The following is a 21,362-nucleotide window of genomic DNA, read 5'->3' on the forward strand; positions in this document are numbered from 1 at the left end:
CAGGTTGACGACGTCGAGGACGGTTGAACCCATCGATACTTCCTCAGTGCTCGGGGTGATGCGACGGTGCGCAGCGTAGTCGAGGGGTCCGGGCAGCGATATGGGTTGGCGCAAAGGTGAATCAAGCTACGCCGAGACCGGAGTCGGGGCCGCGGCGAAGGCGAGCAGGTCCCGGGTGAGGCGTTCGGGATGGGTCAGGTACAGGCCGTGCGGGGCATTGTCGTAGACCACGAGCTCACTGCCCGGGATCAGTGCGGCCTGGCGGCGGCCACCGAACTCGAGCGAGATGGAGGCGTCCGAATCGCCGTGAATGATCAACGCGGGAACCGTGATCGCCCGCATCTCGTCACGGAAATCCGTCTCGACCACCGCGCGATTGCATTCGACGGTCGCCCACAGGGACGTCCCCGCAATCGATTGCAGGACACGGTCGCGGGCGATGTCGGAGACCTCGCAGCCCGGCAGGCCGGCGCCGAAGTAGGGATCGGCATTGTCGGTGAGCCAGCGGTCCTGGTGATGATGCCAGGAATCGCGCAGGGCAGCGGCGGCCGTGCGCGGCGCACCGTCCGGATTGTCGGCGGTGGCCAAGAGGAACGGCAGCGCGGCCGCCACCAGTGCGATGCGATGTACCCGGGCGCTGCCGTAGCGGGTCAGGTAGCGGACGATCTCGCCGCCGCCCATGGAATGACCGACCAGCAGGAGACCGCGCAGGTCCAGGTGATCGATCAGGTCGGCGACATCATCGGCGAGAGTGTCGTAGTCGTAGCCGCGTCCCGGATCATCGGAGCGGCCGTGACCGCGGCGGTCCAGGGCGATGACGCGATAGCCCTGCCGGGCCAGATCGGCCATCACGCCACGCGCTTCGGTGCTGTCCATCCCGGCCGCCGCGAGGAACAGCACCGGACGGCCGGTGCCCCAATCGCGGTAGAACAGCGAGGTGCCGGTGCGGGTGTCGACGAAAGGCATTGCGGTGTCTCCTCATTCGATGCTCGGATGTGATCCGATCGGAACGGGGAGGACAGTATGTCGGCTTCACTGACATCTAGTGTCAGTGGATTCCGGCAGAATTTCCGGCATGCGCGCCAGCCGTCTCATGTCGATTCTGTTGCTGCTGCAGACCCGTGACCGGGTCACCGCCCAGGAGCTCGCGGAGCAGCTGGAAGTCTCGATCCGCACCGTGTACCGCGACATGGAATCGCTGTCCGCCGCGGGCATCCCCGTCTACGGCGATCCCGGCCACGACGGCGGCTACCGTCTCCTCGACGGCTTCCGCGCCAAACTCGACCTGCTGACCACCGACGAGGCCGGATCCCTCTTTCTCGCCGGACTTCCCAGCGCCGCAGCCGATCTCGGCCTCGGTGCCATCGTCACCGCCGCCAACCTCAAGGTCATGTCCGCCCTGCCCCCGGAACTCCGCGACCGGGCGGGCCGCGTCGCCGAACGGTTCCACCTCGACGCCCCCGGCTGGTACAGCGAGGCCGAGCCGACGCCGTATCTGACCACCGTCGCCGACGCCGTCTGGAACGAACGGGCCCTGCGCTTCAACTACATCCGCTGGGCCACACCGCATCTGGTCACCCGCGCCACCGAACCCCTCGGCCTGGTCCTCAAATCCGGCAACTGGTACCTGGTGGGCCGCACCGGCGCCCAGCTCCGCACCTACCGCATCTCGCGGATCATGGAACTCGAGGTCCTCCCCGACGCGGTGTCCCGCCCGCCCGACTTCGACCTGGCGGCCTACTGGTCGAGCTACCTGGAGTCCTTCGACCGACGCCGCCATCTTCACTCGGCCCTGCTCCGCGTCACCGCCGAAACCTTCGAGCGCCTCCCCGAACTCCTCGACCCCGCCACCGCGCAGGCTGCCCGCGCCTCGGCCGCTGACCCCGCCCCTACCGGCCACCGCGAGATCCGCCTCCCGATCGAATCCATCGACCGCGCGATCCCCGACCTGCTCCGCCTCGGCGCCGGCGCGGAAGTCCTGGCCCCCGCAACGCTTCGCGACCGGATCGCCGCCGAAACCGCGGCGATGGCCCGCGTCTACTCGTAAGGCGGCCAGTTCGACAATGTCCGGTGCAGCGCCTCGACGATGTGCGGCCAGGAGTCGTCAGGGGAGCGCGAGTGTGCGAAGCCGCCGCCCGACTCGAGCGTCGCGAATCCGTGAAAAGTACTGCGCAACAAGCGAGCCGCGTCCAGCCCCTCGGCCTCTCCCAACCCATAACCGCGCAACAGTGCCGCGGTCAGCTCGACACTGCGCAGCAACGCCGGCTCCCCGGCCACTTCGCTCGGATCCATCCGAATCTGTGTAGCCGCATACCGTTCCGGATACTCGAGCACATAAGCCCGGTACGCGTCCGCGAACGCTACCAGCGCATCCCTGCCGGAGCGCCCGAGCACCGCCGCCCCGATCCGCTCGTTGAGCTCCGCACTGGCCAGCAACGCCACCCGCACCCGCAAGTCCCGCAACCCCCGCACATGCACATACAAACTCGGGTCCTTCACCCCGACCCGCTTCGCCAGCGCCGACAACGTCAACTTCTCGAACCCGATCTCATCGACCAACTCGGCTGCCGCCCCCACCACCCGCTCCGTCGTCAACCCAACCCGCGGAGACATCCGCCCTCCTCCCTATGTGCACTGAGCCAAAACCTAGCATCCATAGGAACAATCGAACCGGCCCGGGCGAGCTGCCAGCGGCCGAGAGGCCGGGGCTCAGCCTCCCGATCGGCCTCGAGCGCGACGAGCCGCCTCGGGCTGAAAAGCCCCGGGCGGCTCGCTGTTTCACTCTGAGGTGTGTACGGCTGACCTGACGAAGAACTGTCAAGAAGAGTCGGCCAAGCGGGACAAGGGGAAGGAGATCTGGAATGGGTCGGAGACCTCGAGAACGTCTGTTTCCGCGAGAATGATCGGGTCACTGTAAACGGTGCCGTTGCGGCGTCGGATCTGGATCCGTGGATGGGGGGTCGAAATCGACCACCCAAGGGAACTCTCGCCGGTCCAGGGTCAATCCCCGGCCGCCACGGTCGGCCGGGGATCAGTTTCACGCCGCGGCGTGGATGTGTTCGAGGCGGTCGTCGGCCGGGGCGACCGCCCTGGGGGTCGCCGACTCCCGGCGGATGGCCGCACGGATGTTCGGCGGTCGACCGTGGCGGTCCGGGACAAAGGGAAATCCCCGGCCGACGAGAGTCGACCGGGGATTTCGTTGAGGCTCAACCGAAGTCGGAACCTACACGCTCTTGTTGAAGGCCTTGGCCTCGCGACGGCGGCGGTGCAGGATCGGCTCGGTGTAGCCGTTGGGCTGCTTGGTGCCCTCGAGGACCAGTTCCTTCGCCGCCTGGAAGGCGATGGAGGCGTTGAAGTCCGGCGCCATGGGGAAGTACGACGAGTCGCCCGCGTTCTGGCGGTCGACGATGGGGGCCATGCGCTCGAGGGAGGCGATGACGTCGGCCTCGGTGACGATGCCGTGGCGCAGCCAGTTGGCCATCAGCTGGCTGGAGATGCGCAGGGTGGCGCGGTCCTCCATGAGGCCGATGTCCTTGATGTCCGGCACCTTCGAGCAGCCGACGCCCTGGTCGATCCAGCGCACCACGTAGCCGAGGATGCCCTGCGAGTTGTTGTCGAGTTCCTGCTGGATCTCCTCGGCGGACCAGTCGGTGTTCGGGGCGAGCGGGATCTCGAGGATCTCGTCGACGGTGGCACGCGGGCCGCCCTTGGCGATCTCGGCCTGCCGCTTGAACACGTCCACCAGGTGGTAGTGGGTGGCGTGCAGGGTGGCGGCGGTGGGCGAAGGCACCCAGGCGGTGTTGGCGCCCGACTTCGGGTGGCCGATCTTCTGAGCCAGCATCTCGGCCATCAGATCGGGCATGGCCCACATGCCCTTGCCGATCTGCGCCTTGCCGGGCAGACCGGTGGCCAGACCGGTGTCGACGTTCCAGTCCTCGTAGGACTTGATCCACTGCTGGGCCTTCATCTCGGCCTTGCGGACCATCGGCCCGGCCTCCATGGAGGTGTGGATCTCGTCGCCGGTGCGGTCCAGGAAGCCGGTGTTGATGAACACCACGCGGTCCTTGGCGGCGAAGATGGACGCCTTCAGGTTCACCGTGGTGCGGCGCTCCTCGTCCATGATGCCGACCTTGAGGGTGTTGGCCGGCAGGCCCACGACCTCTTCGACGCGGCCGAACAGCTCGTTGGTGAAGGCCACCTCGTCCGGACCGTGCATCTTCGGCTTCACGATGTAGATCGAGCCGGTGCGGGTGTTCTTCAGCTGGGTGTCGCCGACCAGGGCGTGCTTGGCGATCAGGACGGTGATCAGGCCGTCCATGATGCCCTCCGGCACCTCGTTGCCCTGCGCGTCGAGGATCGCGTCCGAGGTCATCAGGTGACCCACGTTGCGCACGAACAGCAGCGAACGGCCGTGCAGCACAAGCTCACTGCCGTCCAGTGCGGTGTACACGCGGTCCGGGTTCATGGTGCGGGTGAAGGTCTTGCCGCCCTTCGACACCTGCTCGGCCAGATCGCCCTTCATCAGACCCAGCCAGTTGTGGTAGCAGAGGACCTTGTCCTCGGCGTCCACGGCCGCGACCGAGTCCTCGAAGTCCATGATCGTGGTGACCGCGGACTCCAGCACCACGTCCTTGACGCCCGCGGTGTCGGTGGCGCCGATCGGGGAGGACGGGTCGATCTGGATCTCGATGTGCAGACCGTTGTGCTTCAGGAGCACAGAGGTCGGTTCGGTCGGGTCGCCCAGGTAGCCGACCAGCGCGTCGTTGTCGGCCAGGCCGATCTCGGTGCCGTCCTCGAGGCCGACCACGAGCTCGCCGTCCTCGATCGAGTACTTGGTGGAGCCGACGTGCGAGCCGGTGATCAGCGGCACCGCGTCGTCGAGGAAGTTGCGGGCCCACTCGATGACCTTGTCACCGCGGACCTTGTTGTAGCCCGAACCCTTCTCCGCGCCATTGGCCTCGGAGATGGCGTCGGTGCCGTACAGGGCGTCGTAGAGCGAGCCCCAGCGCGCGTTCGCGGCATTGATGGCGAAGCGGGCGTTCATCACCGGCACGACCAGCTGCGGTCCCGCCTGGGTGGCGATTTCGGCGTCCACGTTCTCGGTACCGATCTGGAAATCGGCCGGTTCGGGACGGAGATAGCCGATCTCGGTGAGGAACTGCTTGTAGGCAGCCTTGTCGTAGCCTGCGCCCGGGTTCGCGCGGTGCCACTCGTCGATCTTGGCTTGGATGTCGTCGCGTTCCGCCAGCAGTGCGCGGTTGCGGGGAGCGAGGTCATTGATGACGGCCTCGGCACCCGACCAGAACGCGGCGGAATCAACTCCGGTGCCGGGAAGGGCCTCGTTCTCCACGAAATCGTGGAGCACCTTGGCAACCTGAAGCCCGCCGACCTGAATCCGCTCTGTCATCTACTGCCTCATTTCGAGTAGCCGGGTGGAAATAGTACGCGCGTCATATTACTCGCGGTTACTCAGCGGTATTCCCCCGGCCTCGGGGTGGGGGCCTCGGCAGATGGGGGTTGATTGTATCGAACGGTACATTTAATGTACTGGTTGGAACATTTTCCGGCGGCCCGGAGCGAAGGTGCGAATCATGGGAAAGTCCTTGTCGGGCAAGGTCTCTGTGGTAACGGGCGGCAGTCGCGGGCTCGGCCGGGAGATGGTGCTCGCGCTCGCGGAGGCCGGATCCGACGTCGTGATCGCCAGCCGCAAGCTCGACGCATGTGAGGAACTAGCCTCCGACGTGCGCGCGAAGACCGGGCGGCGAGCGCTGCCGGTCGCCTGCAACGTCGGCGATTGGGGGCAGTGCGAGGCGCTCGCCGACGCCGCCTACGACGAGTTCGGAACGGTCGACGTACTGCTCAACAATGCCGGGATGTCGCTGCTCTACCCCAGCTTGGACCAGGTTTCCGAGGCCATGTTCGACAAGGTGATCGCGACCAATCTGAAGGGCCCGTTCCGGCTCTCGGCGCTCATCGGCGCACGCATGGCCGCGGCCGATGGCGGATCGATCGTGAATATCTCTTCGATCGAGGCCGCGCATCCCGAACCGCTGGCCGTGCCCTACGCCGCCGCGAAGGCCGGTCTCGAGGCGCTGACCGTGGGCTTGGCGCACACCTACGGACCGTCGGTACGGGTGAACACCATCCGCTGCGGACCCTTCGACACCGATATCGCCAAGGCCTGGCCGCCGCAGATGCGCGCCGAACTGGCCCGGCACACCGCCCTCGGCCGAATCGGCCTGCCCGCCGATATCGCCGGGGCGGTGCTGTTCCTCGCCTCCGACGCCTCGGCCTACTGCACGGGCGCGACCCTGGCCCTGGACGGTGGTTTCCGGTGACCTCCGCCGTCCCGGCCCGCCGGCGCGGCCGCCCGCCCGCCTCGGCGAGCGGGCCGGGGGAGACCCGGGAACGGATCGTGCACGCGGCGCTGGAACTGTTCGCGGAGCAGGGTTTTCACGGCACCGGCGTCGCCGAGATCGGAGAGCGGGCCGATGTGCAGCGCGGGGCGCTGTACTACCACATCGGATCCAAGGAGGAGCTGCTGTGGCAGATCCTCGCCGACTACACCCGGCTGATGCTGGCCGACGCCGAGCGGATCGCGAACGGCTCGGACCATCCGGTCGCCAAGCTGCGCAAGCTGATCCACAGCCATGTGCGGCTGATCATCGACAACCGCCGGGCGGTGGCCATCCAGCTGCGAGACGGCGGCGCGCTCAGCGGCGAACGGGCGCGGGAGCTGCAGGAGCTGCGCGACGGTCTGCAAGCCCGGTGGCAGCAGGTCATCGACGCCGGCCAGGCCGCGGGCGTGCTGCGCACCGCCGACCACGTGGTCACCAACAGCCTGCTGGGCATGCTCAATTCGGTGACCTTCTGGTACCGGCCCGACGGGCAGCACACCCCCGAAGAGATCGCCGACCTCCTCTGCACCACTGTCCTGGACGGACTCATCCAACCTCGTAAGAGCACGAAAGGCTGATCATGGCTTGGGATTTCGAGACGGACCCGGAGTACCAGAAGAAACTGGACTGGGTCGCGGAGTTCGTCAGGACCGAGGTGGAACCTCTGGACCTGCTCTACCCCAACCCCTACGACCGGCAGCACCCGGAGATCCGGGCGCTCATGAAGCCGTTGCAGGAGAAGGTCAAGGAGCAGCAGCTGTGGGCCTGCCACCTGGGTCCCGAGCTGGGCGGGCCCGGCTACGGGCAGCTGAAGCTGGCCCTGCTCAACGAGGTGCTGGGCACCTCCTTGTGGGCCCCGCTCGTGTTCGGCTGTCAGGCACCGGATTCCGGCAATGCCGAGATTCTGGCCCACTTCGGTACGCCCGAGCAGCAGGCGACCTATCTGCAGCCGCTGCTCGATGGCGAGATCGGCTCCTGCTACGCCATGACCGAGCCGACCGGTGGCTCGGACCCGACGGCCTTCCGGACCCGCGCGGTGCGCGAGGGCGACGAATGGGTCATCAACGGCGAGAAGTGGTTCAACTCCGCCGCCGAGTTCGCCACCTTCCACATCGTCATGGCGGTGACCGATCCGGAAGCGCCGCCGCATCAGCGGCTGTCGATGTTCATCGTGCCCGCCGCCGCGCCGGGCCTGGAGATAGTGCGCAACTTCACGGTGCCCGGTTTCAGTGAGCACGAGGCGCACCTGCGCTTCACCGACGTGCGCGTGCCGGCGGACGCGCTGCTGGGCGCGGAGGGGCTCGGCTTCGTCGTCGCCCAGACCCGCCTCGGCGGCGGCCGCGTCCATCACGCCATGCGGACGGTCGCGTTGGTGCGCAAGGCTTTCGACATGATGTGCGAGCGGGCGGTCTCCCGGCCGATGGGCCACGGCGTGCTCGGCGGCAAGCAGATGACCCAGGAGAAGATCGCCGAATCCTGGATCGAGATGGAGCAGTTCCGGCTGCTGGTGTTGCGCACGGCGTGGCGCATCGACAAGGAACAGGACTACCGTAACGTCCGCCACGACATCGCCGCGATCAAGGTGGCAATGCCCAAGGTGATGCACGACATCGCCCAGCGCGCCATGCATCTGCACGGCGCCATCGGTGTCAGCACCGATCTGCCGTTCCTCGACATGATGAACTACGCCCAGGTGATGGCCATCGCCGACGGGCCGACCGAGGTGCACAAGATCACCCTGGCGAAGCAGATCCTCGGGAACTACACGCCCGCGGATCCGGTGTACCCCAGCGGTTTCCGTCCCGCGCTGCGCGAACAGGCCCGTCAGTTGGTGGCCGAGCGACTCGAGCGCACCGTCGGGAACCTGTAGCGGTCAGGGTGCGGGGGTGGGTTCGTCGATGGTCTTGATGTAGTCGTCGACGTAGGTGGAGAGGATCTGCTCGACACTGAGCAGGAACTCGGTGGCGTTCGCGGCGGTGGGTCCACTCGTGTAATCGCCCGCCCCGCGACGAAACGCCGGCCCTCGGACAGCAGCAGCTGCTGGGTGCGCCGGTTGGTCGCCACCCGCTGGTCGGCGTGGAAGCTGGCGGCGCTGCCGGTGGCGACCACGGCCACCCCGCCCGCGAAGGCGGCGGCCCGGATGAGCGAGCCCTCGAAGCCGCCCAGACCGGTCACCACGGCGCTGGCGACCATGGCGACGAACCCGAGAAGCTGCCCCCAGCTGCGGAATCTGCCGGTCAGGAGGCCGGTGTTGGCGACCTCGCGGGCGTTGGCGCTGGTCCAGAAATCTGAAACGCGGGTCCGACGACGTTCCAGTCGATGACCGCCGCCATGGCGTCGGCCTGGGCTCGGGGCGACGAGGATCCTGCCACCCGGGTCTGTGTGGCACGGGTCGCCCGGCGACGCGCCCGGTCACGGCGAGTCCTCGTGGTCAACAGGCTTCGCCGGAGTGCCGCGCCGGTTCAGCCCTGGCGCGGTTCGATCCAGAGCGCCTCGGACAGTGCGCACAGCTCGCCGTCCGGCGTGGAGAGCGCCACGCCGACAGTGTGTTTGCGGTCGTCGCGGTTCAGCACCCAGGCGTGGGAGATGTAGTCGGATCCGGCCATGACGGGCGCCAGCTGGGTCGAGGTCATGGCGGCCGTGAACGCGCCCTGGCCCATTCTGGAGAAGACGAACGCGGCCAATCCGCCCGGGCAGTCCAGCGTCGACCACACGACTTCCGGTGGCAGCTCACCGTTCTCGTCCGCGAGACCCGGATCCGGCGTCCAGGCCGTGGCCATGATCTCGGTGCCGGGGACCCGCCACGGGAACAGGCGCAGGCCGCGGCCCGGCGCGCAGGCCACGCCGCAGCCGTAGCAGTCGGTGACGGTGCGGTGCTGGGACGAAAGGGCCGTCTCGAGCGCGTCTTTCGCGTCGGACCACGACGGCGCCGGGATGGGGTCGAGGGTGAGAGCGCCCGGGCTCGCCTCGACGAGCAGGGTGTCGTCGGTGCCGGTGAAGGCGGCGCGGCCGTGCTCGGGTCGCGACAGCAGGATCGGGGTGTCGATCAGGACGGGACGCCGGAAGTCGACGCGCACGGTGTCCGCACCGGAGTGGGCGGCCAGCAGGCCCGCGAGGTAGCCGCCGAACGCTATCTCGGGGTACCCGTGGATGTGCGCCGGAATCGTGAGCGCCTCGGCCCGAGTCATGCTGATGGTCAACCTCTCCCGGCCGGTCGGCCGATCATTCGACGATACCCAGAGTGCGCGGGTGCGTTGTCGGTGAGTTTTCGCACTCTCGGTCGAGCGCGACCCGGAGGGCGGCTACCGGCGCTTGCGCTCGCGCACCACGTGCGAACGCAGGCGCGGGATGCCCTTCACCCGGACGCTGCGCAGATGCCGCAACGCCAGGTCGTTGTCGCCCTCGAGTTCGGTGGCCGCGCCGTCGTCGACCAGGACGGTGCCCGGGCGGGCCACACCGGTGAGGCGGGCGGCGACATTGACCACGGTGCCGTAGAGATCGCCGAATCGGGTGAGAACCGGTCCGTAGGCCAGACCCACCCGGATCTGCGGCATCTCCGGAATCGTCTGGGCCGCACGGGTGATCGCGGTGTTCATCTCCAGGCCGATGCGGGCGCCCGCACGTGCGTTCTCGGCGGCGAACATGACTTCGTCGCCGACATTCTTGATCACCCAGCCGCCGTGGGCGGTGATCACCTCGGTGGTGGTGGTCTCGAAGGTCTCCAGCAGCTCGGTCAGCTCATCGGGATCCAGGTGCCGGGACAGCCGGGTGTAGCCGACCATATCGGCGAAACCGACCAGCAGGCGCCGGGTGCCGCCGCCCGACGCGAGGGAGCGGGTCAGCGCCGCGGCCATGTGCCGCTGCCAGGCGTAGTCCTGCAATTCGGCGAGCACCGCGATGGCCTGGGCGGTGGCCTCCCCGCCCGCCTCGGGCTCCCCGGCGCCGGCCGCGATCCGGCCGCCGATCTCGCGGGTGATCAGATCCGCCTGCCACTCCGCGAGCCGCGCCATCGCCTGGCCCAGCGTGCGGGCGGCGGCGATCTGGCTCTGCTCGTTCGCGATCGAGGCCGGATCCAGGGTGGCGAAGGCGCGGATGGCGGCGACGTCATTGTCGGTGTACGCCACCTCGTCGTCACTGTCCGCGGCCGGGAAGCCCAGTGCCACCCACAGCTTGCGGGCCCGGTCGGCGGGCACCCCGGACAACTCGGCCACCTGGGCCCGGGTGTACCGGCGCGGGCCGCCCAGCAACGACTGTTCGACCACCGCGTCGACCGCTTCGGTCACGCCACCAGATTCGATCATGCCGTCAGTACAGCACATCGGGCGGCGGAAGCAGAGAAGTCCCGCCGCGGCGGCCGATTCGAATCGCTCATTCGATGAAATGTCCAAAGTGACTGCGGCAGTGGGTAATCGGAAATCCTCCGGTTCTCGGTTCTCAGGACAGGGGTTGGGCGTCGCGCTGGGCGAGCATGATCGTCATCAGGCCCGACTCCTGGGACTGGGCCGTGATCATGCCTCGCGCGGCCTCTTTCACCGGACCCGACGTGAGCAACTGATCCGCCGCCTGAGCCATGGCCACACCGCCGCGATGGTGGCGCAGCATGAGCTGCAGGAACAGCACCTCGGCGTCCTTGCCGCGGGCGGCGGCCAAGGCGTCGAGTTCGGCCTGGGTGGCCATGCCGGGCATGGAGGTGCCGTTCGTGCTCGTCATCGAATGGTCGTGTGCCGCAGCCGATGTCATCCACGCCATCGGATGAGTGGAGTCCGGCGAGGCATTGGCCAGGCGCAGCCAGCCGAGCAGGGTGCCGATCTCCATGCGCTGGGCATCGGCGATCTGCTGGGCCAGCCGGCGCACCGTGGGATCCACGCCGGAATCCAAGCGCTGCACCATGATCAGCGCCTGCTCGTGATGGGCCTCCATGTCCTGACTGAAGCCGATCTCGACCGGGCTGAGGACCGTTGTCGCCGAACGGCTCTCGGGAATCAGCAGCGGTCGCAGCAGCATTCCGGCCGCCAGCAGGGCGAGGACGAGGACCGCGATCGCCATCGGCCGCCGGGCTCGAATACCCGGGCGATCCGTCACGATCCCACCACGGACTGCTGGTCGGCGGGCGGGTTGTACACGTCATCGGCGAGCTGCAACACCATGAAACCGTTGTCGTTGCAGGTGGCCCACAGCTGGTTGCCGTGCCACTCCGGCGGCGAGAAACACCAATCGGTGGACAGGTCGCCGAAGGCGACCATGCCCGACCGCGACGAGAGCGCCTGGTTCGGATCGAACTTGCCCTCCAGTACCGCCCGCGCCGCTGACGGGAACTCCATCGCCGGGACACCGATCAGCGAGGCCAGGGCGTGCGGAGAATTCCACAGCTCCAGGTTCCGGCCCTTGCGGGCGGGCGGATTGAAATACGCGATCTCCTTGGCGTGGAAGGGATCCCGCACATCGAACACCCGGATACCGGACTCCTCCCAGCCACAGGCGAGCGCCGTCGGATTCTCGGGCCGATCGGCGGCGCAGTAGTGGGCGTCGTAGGAGAACACCGAGCCGCCCATGGCCGAGGCCAGCATCGAATCCTGGTGCTCGGGCAGGTTGATCTCCAGCTTGATCTTGGCGGCGACCGTCGGGTTGGTCTCGTCGGAGATGTCGATGAGCTTCACCCCACCCGCGCCGCCCTCGTCCACCGTGAACAGGAACGGCTTGCCGTCATAGGTGACCGGAATGCTGTGCTGGGTCGCCCAGCCATCGGTCCAGAAAACTCGTCCCAGATGATTGACCTGCGGGTTCGGATCACGCCGTTGCACGGCGCTGATGTCCAGCACGGTGAAACCGGCCAGCGCGGACAGGTACATGCGATTGCCGTCCGGGCTGATGCCGAAGCCGTGCGCCTCGATGCCGGTGAGGCCCTGCCAGATCACGTGCGGATTCGCCGGATCGGTCAGGTCGACCGCGCTGACGAAACCTGGCGCGATGCCCGAGGCCCAGTAGGTGCGGCCGTCGGGGGAGAAGCCGCCCTCGTGGGTCGTGATCGGCAGCGGCATCAGCAGATCGGTGCCCGCGCCGGTGTTGAGCAGCCGCGGATGCGCGCAGTCGGAGATGTCGTAGACCGACAGGAACCCGGCGCCCTCGCCGACCGGAACGCCGGTGCCCACCAGCAGTTTCCGCTCGGGATTGACCTTGAGAGACTCCCAGGTGCCCGCGAGCATGGCGGGCTCGGTGAGGCTTCCGGTCACCACGGGATTCGCGGGATCCGACACATCCAGCACCTGCACGCCCTGGGAGGGCCCGAGGATATTGCCCGGGAACAGTGAGCCCGTGTAGGAGCAGTGGTCGTAGGTCGTCGAGGTGATCCCCGCGCCCTTGCCCACATACCCGCCGACGAACGACAGATTGCACCGATACCCCAGCGTGCTGCGGCCGCTGTCGCGGTCCTCGGCTGGAACATCGCCCTGCAGACCGGTTTCCGGCAGCGCGTCGTCCCCACAGTCCGCGCGCGGGACCGAGGTGCGCCCGACATCCAGGAACTGCTGCACCTGATTCTCGATGTCGGACTGCAGATCCGCCGTCGCGCCCTGCATCGGCAGCAGGGCCGCCCCCAGCAGCGTCACCGCCAGCACCGCCGCCGGCTTGGACCGGCGCACGCCTGTGAACCGCCTCATCGCGGTTACCCCCGTCTTCTTCCGAAACATTCGTGCAGTGACCGGTGGCACAGACAGCTGTGCAGTGTGGCCACGGTTACATCTCGGAACGCTAGCCCATAAACTGACTGACCGGTAGGGCCGCTTGCGAATAAGTGTCTGTGACACCACCGATAAACCGGGCTCGTAGTCTCATGAGGCGGGTGAAATCCTTTGCCGCAGTGCGTAACAGACCTGGTCGGCCGGTCGATTTCGGAAGTGTCCGACGTTCGAAGGGGATAGGTGACGCATGCGCACAACAGGATTCACGGCACTACTGGCCTGCGCGGTCCTCGCGGCCGCCACCGGCTGCTCGAGCTCCACCCCCTCCACCCCCTCCGCCGCCTCGACCACGTCCGCGTCGGCTGCCTCCTCGGGCGGCAATACCCCTGGCGGCGGTAACCCTGGTGGCAGCCAGAGCGGCGGCAACCCGACCGGTGGCGGCAACCAAGGCGGTGGCCCCGCCACCACCGCCCCGCGGCCCACCGACACCGCCATCCCCGCCTGCGCCTCCGGCCAAGTCGACATCACCGCCCAGAGCATGGGCGCCGCCATGAGCCACGACGGCATCACCCTCACCTTCGCCATCGCCAACCCATCCCAGGCCTGCACCCTCACCGGCTACCCCGGCATGGACGAAATCACCGACACCGGCACGGTCATCCACGCCGACCGCACCCTCAACGGCTACATCGGCGGCCTCCCCGCCGGCACCGACACCCCACCCACCGTCGTCGTCAAATCCGGCCACCCTGCCCACGCCATAGCCGAAGGCACCTCCTGCGGTCCCTACAACAAGCCCGACCCCAAGATCGTCAAAACCGAAGTAACAGCCCCCAACTCAACCGACACCCGAGTAATAGACACCGCCATCTACACCTGCCCCCTCAAGATCCACCCCGTCGCCGAGTAGCGCGTTGGCTCACACTGCCTTCGCTCGGTGTTCACGATGATCGCGAACGGGGTAGTGGAGGTGTCGATGGTCGTGCTGCGCTGCGATTCAGTCTGTGCTGGAATGGGTTTCGGCCCAGGTGGTGGCCCAGGCGTCGAGTGGGGCGAGTGCGCCGCGCAGTGCGGTACCGAGTGGGGTCAGTGCGTAGCCGTCTTCGTCGGGGTGCAGTACTCCGGCCTCCGTGAGTTCTCGCAGGCGTTGATACAGCACGCTGGACGACAGGCCCTCGCATCGAGCGAGTAGACCCCGTGCTCCGACCGGGCCCTCACGGAGTTCCCAGATGATGCGCAGGGTCCACCGGCGTCCGAGCAGGTCGAGGGCCGCCATGAGCGGACGTCCCGTCGACGAACCGCGTACCGGTCTTCCGGGCTGTGGGACTCCCATCGCACTCCTTGTGTTTCGAATATCGAAACACTAGCATCCGGGGTGTTTCTATTTCCGAAACAGGGGAGTTGGGATGTCCAGGATCGAACCCCTCGAGCCGCCGTACGCCGAGGAAACCGGCTCACTGCTGGCCCGGATGATGCCCGGCGGCGCGGCCCCGATCGGCCTGTTCCGGCTCTTCGTCAAGAACCTGCCCATGGCCGGCGCAATGCATGGCTGGGGAAGCTACGAACTGAGCAAGGAGCTGTCACTGACCCTGCGCGAACGCGAGATCGTCATCGACCGGACCACCGCCCGCTGCGGTTGTGAATACGAGTGGGGTGTGCACCTCGCGGTCTTCGCCGGGCGTGCCGGGCTCACCACGGAACAGCAGATCTCGCTCACCCACGGCGAGCCCGACGATCGTTGCTGGACAGTGGAATCCGAACGCCTGCTGATCCGCGCGGTCGACTCCTTGCACGACGAGGGCGATATCGATGACGGCCTGTGGGGCGCACTGGCGAAGGAGTTCGACGAGCGGCAGCTGCTGGATCTGGTGCTCCTGTGCGGCTGGTACCACGCGATCAGCTTCGTCGCGCGTGTGACCAGACTGCCGAACGAGCCCGGTACGCCGACCTTCACCGATCCGACGGCGACCGCGGAATAGACCCACCGCCCTTCCGCCGTTACGACGCGGGCGTGATCACCTCGGTCTGCAGCGCTCGGCAGGCGTCGAGGAGGCGGGCGCGGAGGAGGTCGGCTCGGGCGGCGATGCCGGCCTGGGCGCGGACGTATTCGGCTCGGCCGGCGGGGGTCTCGATGCGGATCGGATCGTAGCCGTAGTCGAGGAGGTCGTAGGGGCTGGCCCTCATATCGAGTTCTCGGGCGGCGCAGGCCAGTTCGAAGGCGTCGAACAGCAGGTCGGACGAGATCAAGGGGGTCAGTTTGAAGCCCCACTTGTAGATGTCCATGTTGGCGTGCAGGCAACCCGGTTGCTCGCGGTCCATCTGGGATTCGCGGGTGAGGGGTTCGATATTGCGGGGGGCGGCTTCGGGGGTGAAGAAGCGGAAGGCGTCGAAGTGGGTGCAGCGCAGTTGCATCGACTCGACGACGGCATCGGTGCCCTGGTGGCCCAGACGGAGGGGGACCTGTTGGTGGCGGACATCGTCCGTGCGGTAGACCATCGCCCATTCGTGCAGGCCGAAGCAGGAGAGCTGGGCGGGGCGGGTCGCGGTGGCCGCGAGCAGGCGGGCGACGAATTCGAGGGTGTCGCGGCGCTTTTCGAGGAAAGCCGGATCCGCGGTCCAGCCGGAGACCCGAGCACCGTCGGGGTCGATGGCCGAGATCGGTTGGTAGCCACGGGAACCCGCGTAGTCGTCGGCCTCGGCGAGCGCGACACCGAAGCCCGGATGCCACTTTCGGAGCTGGGCGGGCTTGTGGCCGTAGTACGTGAACAGGAAGTCGATCACCGGGTGCTTCGAACCCGCCGCCCGGCGTTCGAGATACGGGCCGATCAGGGCGTCGACGCGGTCGCGGTGGGCGGCCGCCCGGCCCCGCCAAGCGGGGCCGGGCAGCCATTCGGTGCCGGATGGCACGGTGGAATCGGTGTGCGCGTTCATCATTCGTCGAGGCGATGGGTGGCGTCGCGGACGGTGCCGACGAACTCCTCCACCAGATCTTCCAGGGCTACGATGCCGACCGTATTGCCACGGCTGTCGACCACCCGGCCCAGATGGGAATTGGTGCGGCGCAGGCGGGCCAGCGCCTCGAACAGGGTGGTGCCCATGCTGACCGTCGGCAGCGGGCGGATATCGGTGCGCGGGATCGGGGTGCCCGGGCCCGCGCTCTCGTCGGCGGTCAGGTCGAGGACATCCTTGACGTGCAGGTAGCCGACCATGGAACCGTCGTCCGCCCGCACCGGGTACCGGGAGAAGCCCGTCTCGGCGACGGCGGATTCGATATCGCCGAGCGTGGTCCCGTCCCCGCGCAGCGGCACCGACCGGGCCTTGGTCAGCGGCACCATCACATCGGCGACGATCCGGTCGCTCGAACCCAGCGCCTGGGTGAGGCGGCGGTGCTCCTCCTCGTCCAGCAGACCCTCCGACCGCGACTCACCGAACATCTCGGCCAGCTCCGTCGACGACACCGTGGAATCAAGCTCGTCCCTCCGCTCGATCCGCAGGGCGCGCAGGGTGATATTGGCCGCGAAGTTGTAGATCGCGATCAACGGTTTGGCCAGCCGCAGCCACGCCAGGTGCAGCGGAACCAGCAGCAGCGCCGACCGTTCCGGCCCGGCCAGGGCGATGTTCTTCGGGATCATCTCGCCCAGCAGGATGTGCAGGATCACCACGATCGCCAACGCCACCGCGAACGAGATCGGATGCAGTAGCGAATCCGGCACGCCCAGCAGATCGAACGGCTTCTCCAGCAGATGCGCCACCGCCGGCTCACCCACCCGGCCCAGCAGAATCGAGCAGATGGTGATGCCCAGCTGCGCGGCCGCCAGCATCATCGACAGGTTCTGACCCGCCTCGATGACCGTGTTGGCGCTCCGCTTGCCCTGCGCCGCAAGCGCTTCCAGCCGATCGCGGCGCGCGGAGATGAGCGCGAATTCCGCGCCCACGAAGAACGCGTTGCCCAGCAGCAGCACCAGCGTGAGCAGGACGGCGTACAGGTCACCCATGGGTCTGCTCCCAGATCGCGAGGGCTTCGGCGTCGACCGGCCGGATCAGGACGCGGTCGATGCGCCGGCCGTCCATCCGCTCCACCCGGGCGATCCAGCCGCCCTTGGTATGCGGCTGTTCGAGGTGATGGTTGCCGGGCTGCGGCAGCAGCACCTCGTCGCCTGTCTCCGGGATCCGGCCCAGCCGGGTCAGCACCAGGCCGCCGATGGTTTCGTACTCGCCCTCGGGTGCGTCGTATCCGGTGGTGCGGGATACCTCGTCGATGCGCAGCAGGCCCGAGCAGTTCCAGCCGTTCGGGGTGCGCCGCACATCGAGTTCCTCCTCGTCGTGCTCATCGCGCACATCGCCGAGGATCTCCTCGATCAGGTCCTCCATGGTGACGATGCCGGCGGTGCCGCCGTACTCGTCGACCACCAGCGCCACCTGCATGCCGTCGCGGCGCACCCGCTCGAGCACCTCGTCGCCATCGAGGCTGGCGGGCACGATCGGCACCGGGTGGGCGATCGACTTCAGCTTGATGCTGCGGCGATCCTTCACCGGGTGCACGAAGGTCTGCTTCACGTGTACGAAGCCCAGCGTGTTGTCCAGGTCGCCGTCGATGACCGGGAACCGGGAGTAGCCGGTCTCGCGGGCGGCGTCGATCAGATCGGCGAGAGTGCAGTCCTGATCCAGGGATTCGATCGTCATCCGCGGCGTCATCAACTCCTCAGCCGTGCGGTCGCCGAACTGTAGTGAGCGATCCACCACCTGCGCGGTGCGCTGATCCAGTGCCCCGTGCAATGCGGAAGTCCGCACCAGCGAACCCAATTCCTGCGGTGAGCGTGCCGAACGGAGTTCCTCCGCGGGCTCCACACCCAGCCGGCGCACCGCCCAGTTGGCGGCCCCGTTCAGGAAATTGATCATCCACTTGAACACGGTGGAGAACGCGATCATCGGCCCGGCGGTCAGTCGCGCCATCGACAGGGGATTGGCGATGGCGATGTTCTTGGGCACCAGCTCCCCGTAGATCATGGACAGCGAGGTCGCGATGAGCAGCGCCAGCGCCAGCGAAATGCCGTGCGCGGTACCGGCGCTCACCCCGAACGCGCGGAACATCGGCTCCAGCAGCCGCGCCAGCACGGGCTCGGCGATATAACCGGTGATCAGCGTGGTGATGGTGATGCCCAGCTGGGCGCCCGACAACTGGAACGAGAGCGTGCGATGCGCCTGCCGCACCTGCCGGGCCCGGCGGTCGCCGTCACGGGCGTGGGCCTCCACGGTGGAGCGTTCCAGGGCGGTGAGCGAGAATTCGGCGGCCACGAACAAGGCCGTGCCGGCGGTCAGAGCGATGAATCCGAGCAGACTGAGAACGGTGAGCAGGGCCGACACGGTCAGCACCACCTGGCCGTTTCCGAAGCCGGTATTGCGGGGAAGCCGGGTTCGTCACCCGGCTCGGTAGAGGAGCCCTCCTGTGAAGCGCCCTTGGACGCGGGTGACAACTGGTTCCTTTCGCAGGGGTTCTGGCGGAGATACGCCACCGATACCCATTTCTTGGGTCCGGTCACGCCATGCTACCGGGCCGCTTCGACTGATTCCGCACAGCGGGGCCGTATCACATCCGGCGGTGAGCCCGAATCCCCGCGGGTCGTGCTGAATCGCGTCCGCGGGCGGACCCGCACACGCGAAACCCGGCGGATCCGCGAGGGACCCGCCGGGTTCGGGTTGTGCAGTACTGACCGGTGAGGGTCACCAACCGGAGGGCAGTGGGCGGCCCTCCGCGAAACCGGCGGCCGACTGCACGCCCAGCATGGCGCGCTCGTGGAACTCGCCGATGGTGCGGGCGCCGGCGTAGGTGCAGGAGCTGCGCACACCGGAGGTGATGTGGTCGATCAGGTCCTCCACGCCCGGGCGCTCGGGATCCAGGCGCATGCGCGAGGACGAGATACCCTCCTCGAACAGCGCCTTGCGGGCCCGGTCGAAGGCCGAGTCGGTGGCGGTGCGGGCGGCCACGGCACGCTTGGACGCCATGCCGAAGGACTCCTTGTACCGATTGCCGTCGCGATCGACGCGCAGGTCGCCGGGCGACTCGTAGGTGCCCGCGAACCAGGAGCCGATCATCACGTTGGCGGCGCCGGCCGCGAGGGCCAGGGCCACGTCGCGCGGGTGGCGCACGCCGCCGTCGGCCCACACGTGCTTACCGAATTCCTTTGCGGCCGCGGCGCATTCGGCCACGGCCGAGAACTGCGGGCGGCCCACGCCGGTCATCATGCGGGTGGTGCACATGGCGCCGGGGCCCACACCGACCTTGATGATGTCCGCGCCGGCCGCGATCAGATCGCGGGTGCCGTCGGCGGAGACGACATTGCCTGCGACCAGCGGCACACCCAGATCCAGCGCGGCCACCGAGGCCAGCGCCTCCAGCATCTTCTGCTGGTGGCCGTGGGCGGTGTCCATCACCAGCACGTCGGCGCCGGCGTCGACCAGGGCCTTGGCCTTGGCCGGGATGTCGCCGTTGATGCCGACGGCGGCCGCGATGCGCAGCCGGCCGTTGGCGTCGGTGGCGGGGGTGTAGATGCCGGTGCGGATGGCGCCGGTGCGGGTCATCACGCCGGCGAGGGTGCCATCGGCGTCGACCAGCACGGCCAGATGGGCGTGGGCGGCCTCGAGCATGTCGAAGATGTCGCGCGGTGAGGCGTCGGCCGGCGCGCTGACGAAGTGGGGATCGGCGACCACGCTCAGGCGGGCGAAGCGGTCCACGTCGGCGCACGCGGCTTCGGTGACCACACCGACCGGCTTGCCGTTCTCGACCACCACGACCGCGCCGTGCGCGCGCTTGTGGATGAGGGCCAGCGCGTCGGAGACCGACTGCTCGGGATCCAGCACGACGGGGGTGTCGGCGGTGAGCGAGCGGCTCTTGACGAAGGCGATGGTGTCGGCGGCCGCGGGAATCGGAAGATCCTGCGGAAGTACCACGATGCCACCCCGGCGGGCGACGGTCTCGGCCATGCGGCGGCCGGCGACGGCGGTCATATTGGCGACCACGAGGGGAATGGTGGTGCCGGTCCCGTCCGCGGTGGAGAGGTCGACATCGAACCGGGACGCCACATCCGTCCGGCGGGGGACGAGGAAGACATCGTCGTAGGTCAGGTCGTAGGGCGGAGTCTGCCCGGGAAGAAACTGCACGTTGGACCATGGTAGCTGAATGCTGAGAGTTCGCGGTGGAGTTGGGCGGATTAAATGCCAGGCATCTACCGGCGGGGTCTCCTAGGTTGATCGGCGTGACCGATCTCGAGGCGCTCGCCGACCGACTGGATGTCAGCGACACCATCACCAAACTCTTCGTCTACTGCGATCAGGCCCGCTGGGCCGACCTCCGCGAGTCGGTGCTCGCGGAGGAGGTCTTCTTCGACAACGGCTTCGGCGGACCCGTCGGCCCGCAGCCCGGCGCCGACATCGTCGACACCTGGGCCACCGGCCTCGGCGCCCTCGACGCCGTGCACCATCAGGCCGGCAACCACCTCGTCGAGATCACCGGCGACACCGCGCTCGCGCACGCCGACGCCATCGCCGTGCACGTGAAGAACGACGCCGCCGGCGGCACCACCCGGTGGTTCGTCGGCAGCTATGTGCTCGGTCTGCAGCGGACCGAAAAGGGCTGGCGCATCGACCGTTTCGAGTACAGGTTGAAGACCATCGACGGCAACGCCGACCTGCTCTGAGGGCGGGTCAGGACGCGGTGGGAATGAACAGCGCCTCGAACGGCGGCGCGCCCACCCCGGCGGTCGTGTGACCGCGGCCGGTGGTGTCGGCGGCCAGCACCAGATCCCCGGGCGCGAACCGCCGGCGTTCGCCGTCGGAGGTGGTCACCTCGATCGCGCCGCGCAACATGACCACCCACTGGCGCGCCGGCGCGGGATGCGGCTCGCTGTCGAATCCCGCACTGCGCAGGTAGGCGACGCCGGGCGCCGAGGGCATGCCGCCGACCGCCATGGCGGGCACGCCGGTCGCCAGAGTCCGGTCCGCCAAAGGGATTTCGGCATCGGTGAACATCGAGCCGCCGTCGGCGGTGGATTCGATCACGGTGTAGCGCAGGTGCTTTCGGTCGGTCATGGCACCGATACTCGCGGTCCGGCCGCAGCAGCGCGATTCCCTCCGGGGAATGACGCACGGCTCTGCGGTCCGGGCGCGGCTACATCCGGATCTTCGTTTGCTAATAGATTGCCGAACCCTGTTCGGAGTCCGCAGTTATCTCGATCTCGTCCGATTTGCCGGGAACCCTGATCGATTTCGCCGCGCGTGTCGTAGGAACATC

Annotated in this window: 21 protein-coding genes; 7 read left to right on the forward strand and 14 right to left on the reverse strand. The window is 68.0% G+C overall.

Annotated elements, in window-relative coordinates; all coding sequences use genetic code 11:
• Window positions 1-126: 126 nt before the first annotated feature.
• A complete protein-coding gene (locus ON33_RS08645; protein WP_040857240.1) occupies window positions 127-966 on the reverse strand; it encodes an alpha/beta fold hydrolase in 840 nt (279 codons plus the stop codon).
• 109 nt (window positions 967-1,075) lie between these two features.
• On the opposite strand from ON33_RS08645, the gene ON33_RS08650 reads away from it, so the two are divergent.
• On the forward strand, window positions 1,076-2,047 hold the full coding sequence (locus ON33_RS08650) for a helix-turn-helix transcriptional regulator (protein WP_040857241.1): 972 nt from the start codon (window positions 1,076-1,078) through the stop codon (window positions 2,045-2,047).
• On the opposite strand, the gene ON33_RS08655 is transcribed toward ON33_RS08650, so the two are convergent.
• A complete protein-coding gene (locus ON33_RS08655; RefSeq protein ID WP_040857244.1) occupies window positions 2,038-2,613 on the reverse strand; it encodes a TetR/AcrR family transcriptional regulator in 576 nt (191 codons plus the stop codon). The two genes, ON33_RS08650 and ON33_RS08655, sit on opposite strands and share 10 nt — an antisense overlap.
• 610 nt (window positions 2,614-3,223) lie before the next feature.
• A complete protein-coding gene (locus ON33_RS08660) occupies window positions 3,224-5,407 on the reverse strand; it encodes a malate synthase G (RefSeq protein ID WP_040857245.1) in 2,184 nt (727 codons plus the stop codon).
• Window positions 5,408-5,591: 184 nt separating this feature from the next.
• Here ON33_RS08660 and ON33_RS08665 point away from each other — a divergent pair, with 184 nt between their 5' ends.
• From ON33_RS08665 to ON33_RS08675, 3 genes are read left to right on the forward strand one after another with little or no spacing between them, the layout of a single operon-like run.
• Window positions 5,592-6,338 (forward strand): SDR family NAD(P)-dependent oxidoreductase, encoded by a 747-nt coding sequence (locus tag ON33_RS08665; RefSeq protein ID WP_040857247.1) that lies wholly within the window; start codon window positions 5,592-5,594, stop codon window positions 6,336-6,338.
• Window positions 6,335-6,976, forward strand: a complete 642-nt coding sequence (locus tag ON33_RS08670; RefSeq protein WP_040857249.1) for a TetR/AcrR family transcriptional regulator — start codon at window positions 6,335-6,337, stop codon at window positions 6,974-6,976. The genes ON33_RS08665 and ON33_RS08670 overlap by 4 nt, the downstream gene beginning before the upstream one ends.
• A 2-nt stretch (window positions 6,977-6,978) precedes the next feature.
• Window positions 6,979-8,268: an acyl-CoA dehydrogenase family protein gene (locus ON33_RS08675; RefSeq protein WP_040857251.1), complete on the forward strand. Its 1,290-nt coding sequence runs from the start codon at window positions 6,979-6,981 to the stop codon at window positions 8,266-8,268.
• Here ON33_RS08675 and ON33_RS41040 read toward each other — a convergent pair.
• From ON33_RS41040 to ON33_RS08695, 5 genes are all read right to left on the reverse strand, one after another.
• A complete protein-coding gene (locus ON33_RS41040) occupies window positions 8,223-8,591 on the reverse strand; it encodes a hypothetical protein (protein WP_157184453.1) in 369 nt (122 codons plus the stop codon). The two genes, ON33_RS08675 and ON33_RS41040, sit on opposite strands and share 46 nt — an antisense overlap.
• Before the next feature lie 269 nt (window positions 8,592-8,860).
• Window positions 8,861-9,586: a PaaI family thioesterase gene (locus tag ON33_RS08680; protein WP_040857473.1), complete on the reverse strand. Its 726-nt coding sequence runs from the start codon at window positions 9,584-9,586 to the stop codon at window positions 8,861-8,863.
• 114 nt (window positions 9,587-9,700) lie between these two features.
• Window positions 9,701-10,699 carry an adenylate/guanylate cyclase domain-containing protein gene (locus ON33_RS08685; protein WP_040857253.1) on the reverse strand — a complete coding sequence of 333 codons (999 nt, stop codon included), beginning with the start codon at window positions 10,697-10,699 and terminating at the stop codon, window positions 9,701-9,703.
• Window positions 10,700-10,832: 133 nt separating this feature from the next.
• On the reverse strand, window positions 10,833-11,444 hold the full coding sequence (locus ON33_RS08690) for a DUF305 domain-containing protein (protein ID WP_040857255.1): 612 nt from the start codon (window positions 11,442-11,444) through the stop codon (window positions 10,833-10,835).
• A gap of 32 nt (window positions 11,445-11,476) precedes the next feature.
• Entirely contained in the window at window positions 11,477-13,054 is a 1,578-nt protein-coding gene (locus ON33_RS08695) for an LVIVD repeat-containing protein (protein WP_040857256.1), read from the reverse strand.
• A gap of 268 nt (window positions 13,055-13,322) precedes the next feature.
• On the opposite strand from ON33_RS08695, the gene ON33_RS43940 reads away from it, so the two are divergent.
• On the forward strand, window positions 13,323-13,985 hold the full coding sequence (locus ON33_RS43940; RefSeq protein WP_040857259.1) for a DUF4232 domain-containing protein: 663 nt from the start codon (window positions 13,323-13,325) through the stop codon (window positions 13,983-13,985).
• A gap of 87 nt (window positions 13,986-14,072) precedes the next feature.
• On the opposite strand, the gene ON33_RS08705 is transcribed toward ON33_RS43940, so the two are convergent.
• The gene (locus ON33_RS08705; protein ID WP_218001386.1) at window positions 14,073-14,408 is read right to left on the reverse strand and encodes a winged helix-turn-helix transcriptional regulator; all 336 of its coding nucleotides are present in this window, start codon (window positions 14,406-14,408) and stop codon (window positions 14,073-14,075) included.
• Window positions 14,409-14,481: 73 nt separating this feature from the next.
• On the opposite strand from ON33_RS08705, the gene ON33_RS08710 reads away from it, so the two are divergent.
• Window positions 14,482-15,054: a carboxymuconolactone decarboxylase family protein gene (locus tag ON33_RS08710; RefSeq protein WP_040857262.1), complete on the forward strand. Its 573-nt coding sequence runs from the start codon at window positions 14,482-14,484 to the stop codon at window positions 15,052-15,054.
• Window positions 15,055-15,073: 19 nt separating this feature from the next.
• Here the strand turns inward: ON33_RS08710 and ON33_RS08715 are convergent, their stop codons facing one another.
• The 4 genes from ON33_RS08715 to ON33_RS08730 all read right to left on the reverse strand — a co-directional run bounded on the left by ON33_RS08715 (window position 15,074) and on the right by ON33_RS08730 (window position 20,233).
• Window positions 15,074-16,006, reverse strand: coding sequence for a hypothetical protein (locus ON33_RS08715; RefSeq protein WP_051151833.1), 933 nt, complete (start codon window positions 16,004-16,006; stop codon window positions 15,074-15,076).
• On the reverse strand, window positions 16,006-17,070 hold the full coding sequence (locus tag ON33_RS08720) for a hemolysin family protein (protein ID WP_040857264.1): 1,065 nt from the start codon (window positions 17,068-17,070) through the stop codon (window positions 16,006-16,008). Before ON33_RS08720 ends, ON33_RS08715 begins: the two co-directional genes overlap by 1 nt.
• Complete coding sequence (locus ON33_RS08725) at window positions 17,063-18,439, reverse strand: hemolysin family protein (protein ID WP_040857476.1); 1,377 nt, start codon at window positions 18,437-18,439, stop codon at window positions 17,063-17,065. The genes ON33_RS08720 and ON33_RS08725 overlap by 8 nt, the downstream gene beginning before the upstream one ends.
• A gap of 357 nt (window positions 18,440-18,796) precedes the next feature.
• A complete protein-coding gene (locus tag ON33_RS08730) occupies window positions 18,797-20,233 on the reverse strand; it encodes a GuaB1 family IMP dehydrogenase-related protein (protein WP_040857267.1) in 1,437 nt (478 codons plus the stop codon).
• 95 nt (window positions 20,234-20,328) lie between these two features.
• On the opposite strand from ON33_RS08730, the gene ON33_RS08735 reads away from it, so the two are divergent.
• Window positions 20,329-20,769 carry a nuclear transport factor 2 family protein gene (locus ON33_RS08735; RefSeq protein WP_040857269.1) on the forward strand — a complete coding sequence of 147 codons (441 nt, stop codon included), beginning with the start codon at window positions 20,329-20,331 and terminating at the stop codon, window positions 20,767-20,769.
• A gap of 7 nt (window positions 20,770-20,776) precedes the next feature.
• Here ON33_RS08735 and ON33_RS38080 read toward each other — a convergent pair whose 3' ends face one another.
• Window positions 20,777-21,160 (reverse strand): cupin domain-containing protein, encoded by a 384-nt coding sequence (locus ON33_RS38080; protein WP_051151812.1) that lies wholly within the window; start codon window positions 21,158-21,160, stop codon window positions 20,777-20,779.
• Window positions 21,161-21,362: the final 202 nt, after the last annotated feature.

Origin of the sequence: Nocardia niigatensis NBRC 100131 (assembly GCF_000308655.1) — a bacterium.
Classification (GTDB): domain Bacteria; phylum Actinomycetota; class Actinomycetes; order Mycobacteriales; family Mycobacteriaceae; genus Nocardia; species Nocardia niigatensis.

Bases quoted from the DNA above. Each gene is read 5' to 3' on its own strand.
- ON33_RS08645 (WP_040857240.1), bottom strand. From the start codon at position 966: ATGCCTTTCGTCGACACCCGCACCGGCACCTCGCTGTTCTACCGCGAT.
- ON33_RS08650 (WP_040857241.1), top strand. From the start codon at position 1,076: ATGCGCGCCAGCCGTCTCATGTCGATTCTGTTGCTGCTGCAGACCCGT.
- ON33_RS08655 (WP_040857244.1), bottom strand. From the start codon at position 2,613: ATGTCTCCGCGGGTTGGGTTGACGACGGAGCGGGTGGTGGGGGCGGCA.
- ON33_RS08660 (WP_040857245.1), bottom strand. From the start codon at position 5,407: ATGACAGAGCGGATTCAGGTCGGCGGGCTTCAGGTTGCCAAGGTGCTC.
- ON33_RS08665 (WP_040857247.1), top strand. From the start codon at position 5,592: ATGGGAAAGTCCTTGTCGGGCAAGGTCTCTGTGGTAACGGGCGGCAGT.
- ON33_RS08675 (WP_040857251.1), top strand. From the start codon at position 6,979: ATGGCTTGGGATTTCGAGACGGACCCGGAGTACCAGAAGAAACTGGAC.
- ON33_RS41040 (WP_157184453.1), bottom strand. From the start codon at position 8,591: ATGGTCGCCAGCGCCGTGGTGACCGGTCTGGGCGGCTTCGAGGGCTCG.
- ON33_RS08680 (WP_040857473.1), bottom strand. From the start codon at position 9,586: ATGACTCGGGCCGAGGCGCTCACGATTCCGGCGCACATCCACGGGTAC.
- ON33_RS08685 (WP_040857253.1), bottom strand. From the start codon at position 10,699: ATGATCGAATCTGGTGGCGTGACCGAAGCGGTCGACGCGGTGGTCGAA.
- ON33_RS08690 (WP_040857255.1), bottom strand. From the start codon at position 11,444: ATGGCGATCGCGGTCCTCGTCCTCGCCCTGCTGGCGGCCGGAATGCTG.
- ON33_RS08695 (WP_040857256.1), bottom strand. From the start codon at position 13,054: ATGAGGCGGTTCACAGGCGTGCGCCGGTCCAAGCCGGCGGCGGTGCTG.
- ON33_RS43940 (WP_040857259.1), top strand. From the start codon at position 13,323: ATGCGCACAACAGGATTCACGGCACTACTGGCCTGCGCGGTCCTCGCG.
- ON33_RS08705 (WP_218001386.1), bottom strand. From the start codon at position 14,408: ATGGGAGTCCCACAGCCCGGAAGACCGGTACGCGGTTCGTCGACGGGA.
- ON33_RS08710 (WP_040857262.1), top strand. From the start codon at position 14,482: ATGTCCAGGATCGAACCCCTCGAGCCGCCGTACGCCGAGGAAACCGGC.
- ON33_RS08715 (WP_051151833.1), bottom strand. From the start codon at position 16,006: ATGAACGCGCACACCGATTCCACCGTGCCATCCGGCACCGAATGGCTG.
- ON33_RS08720 (WP_040857264.1), bottom strand. From the start codon at position 17,070: ATGGGTGACCTGTACGCCGTCCTGCTCACGCTGGTGCTGCTGCTGGGC.
- ON33_RS38080 (WP_051151812.1), bottom strand. From the start codon at position 21,160: ATGACCGACCGAAAGCACCTGCGCTACACCGTGATCGAATCCACCGCC.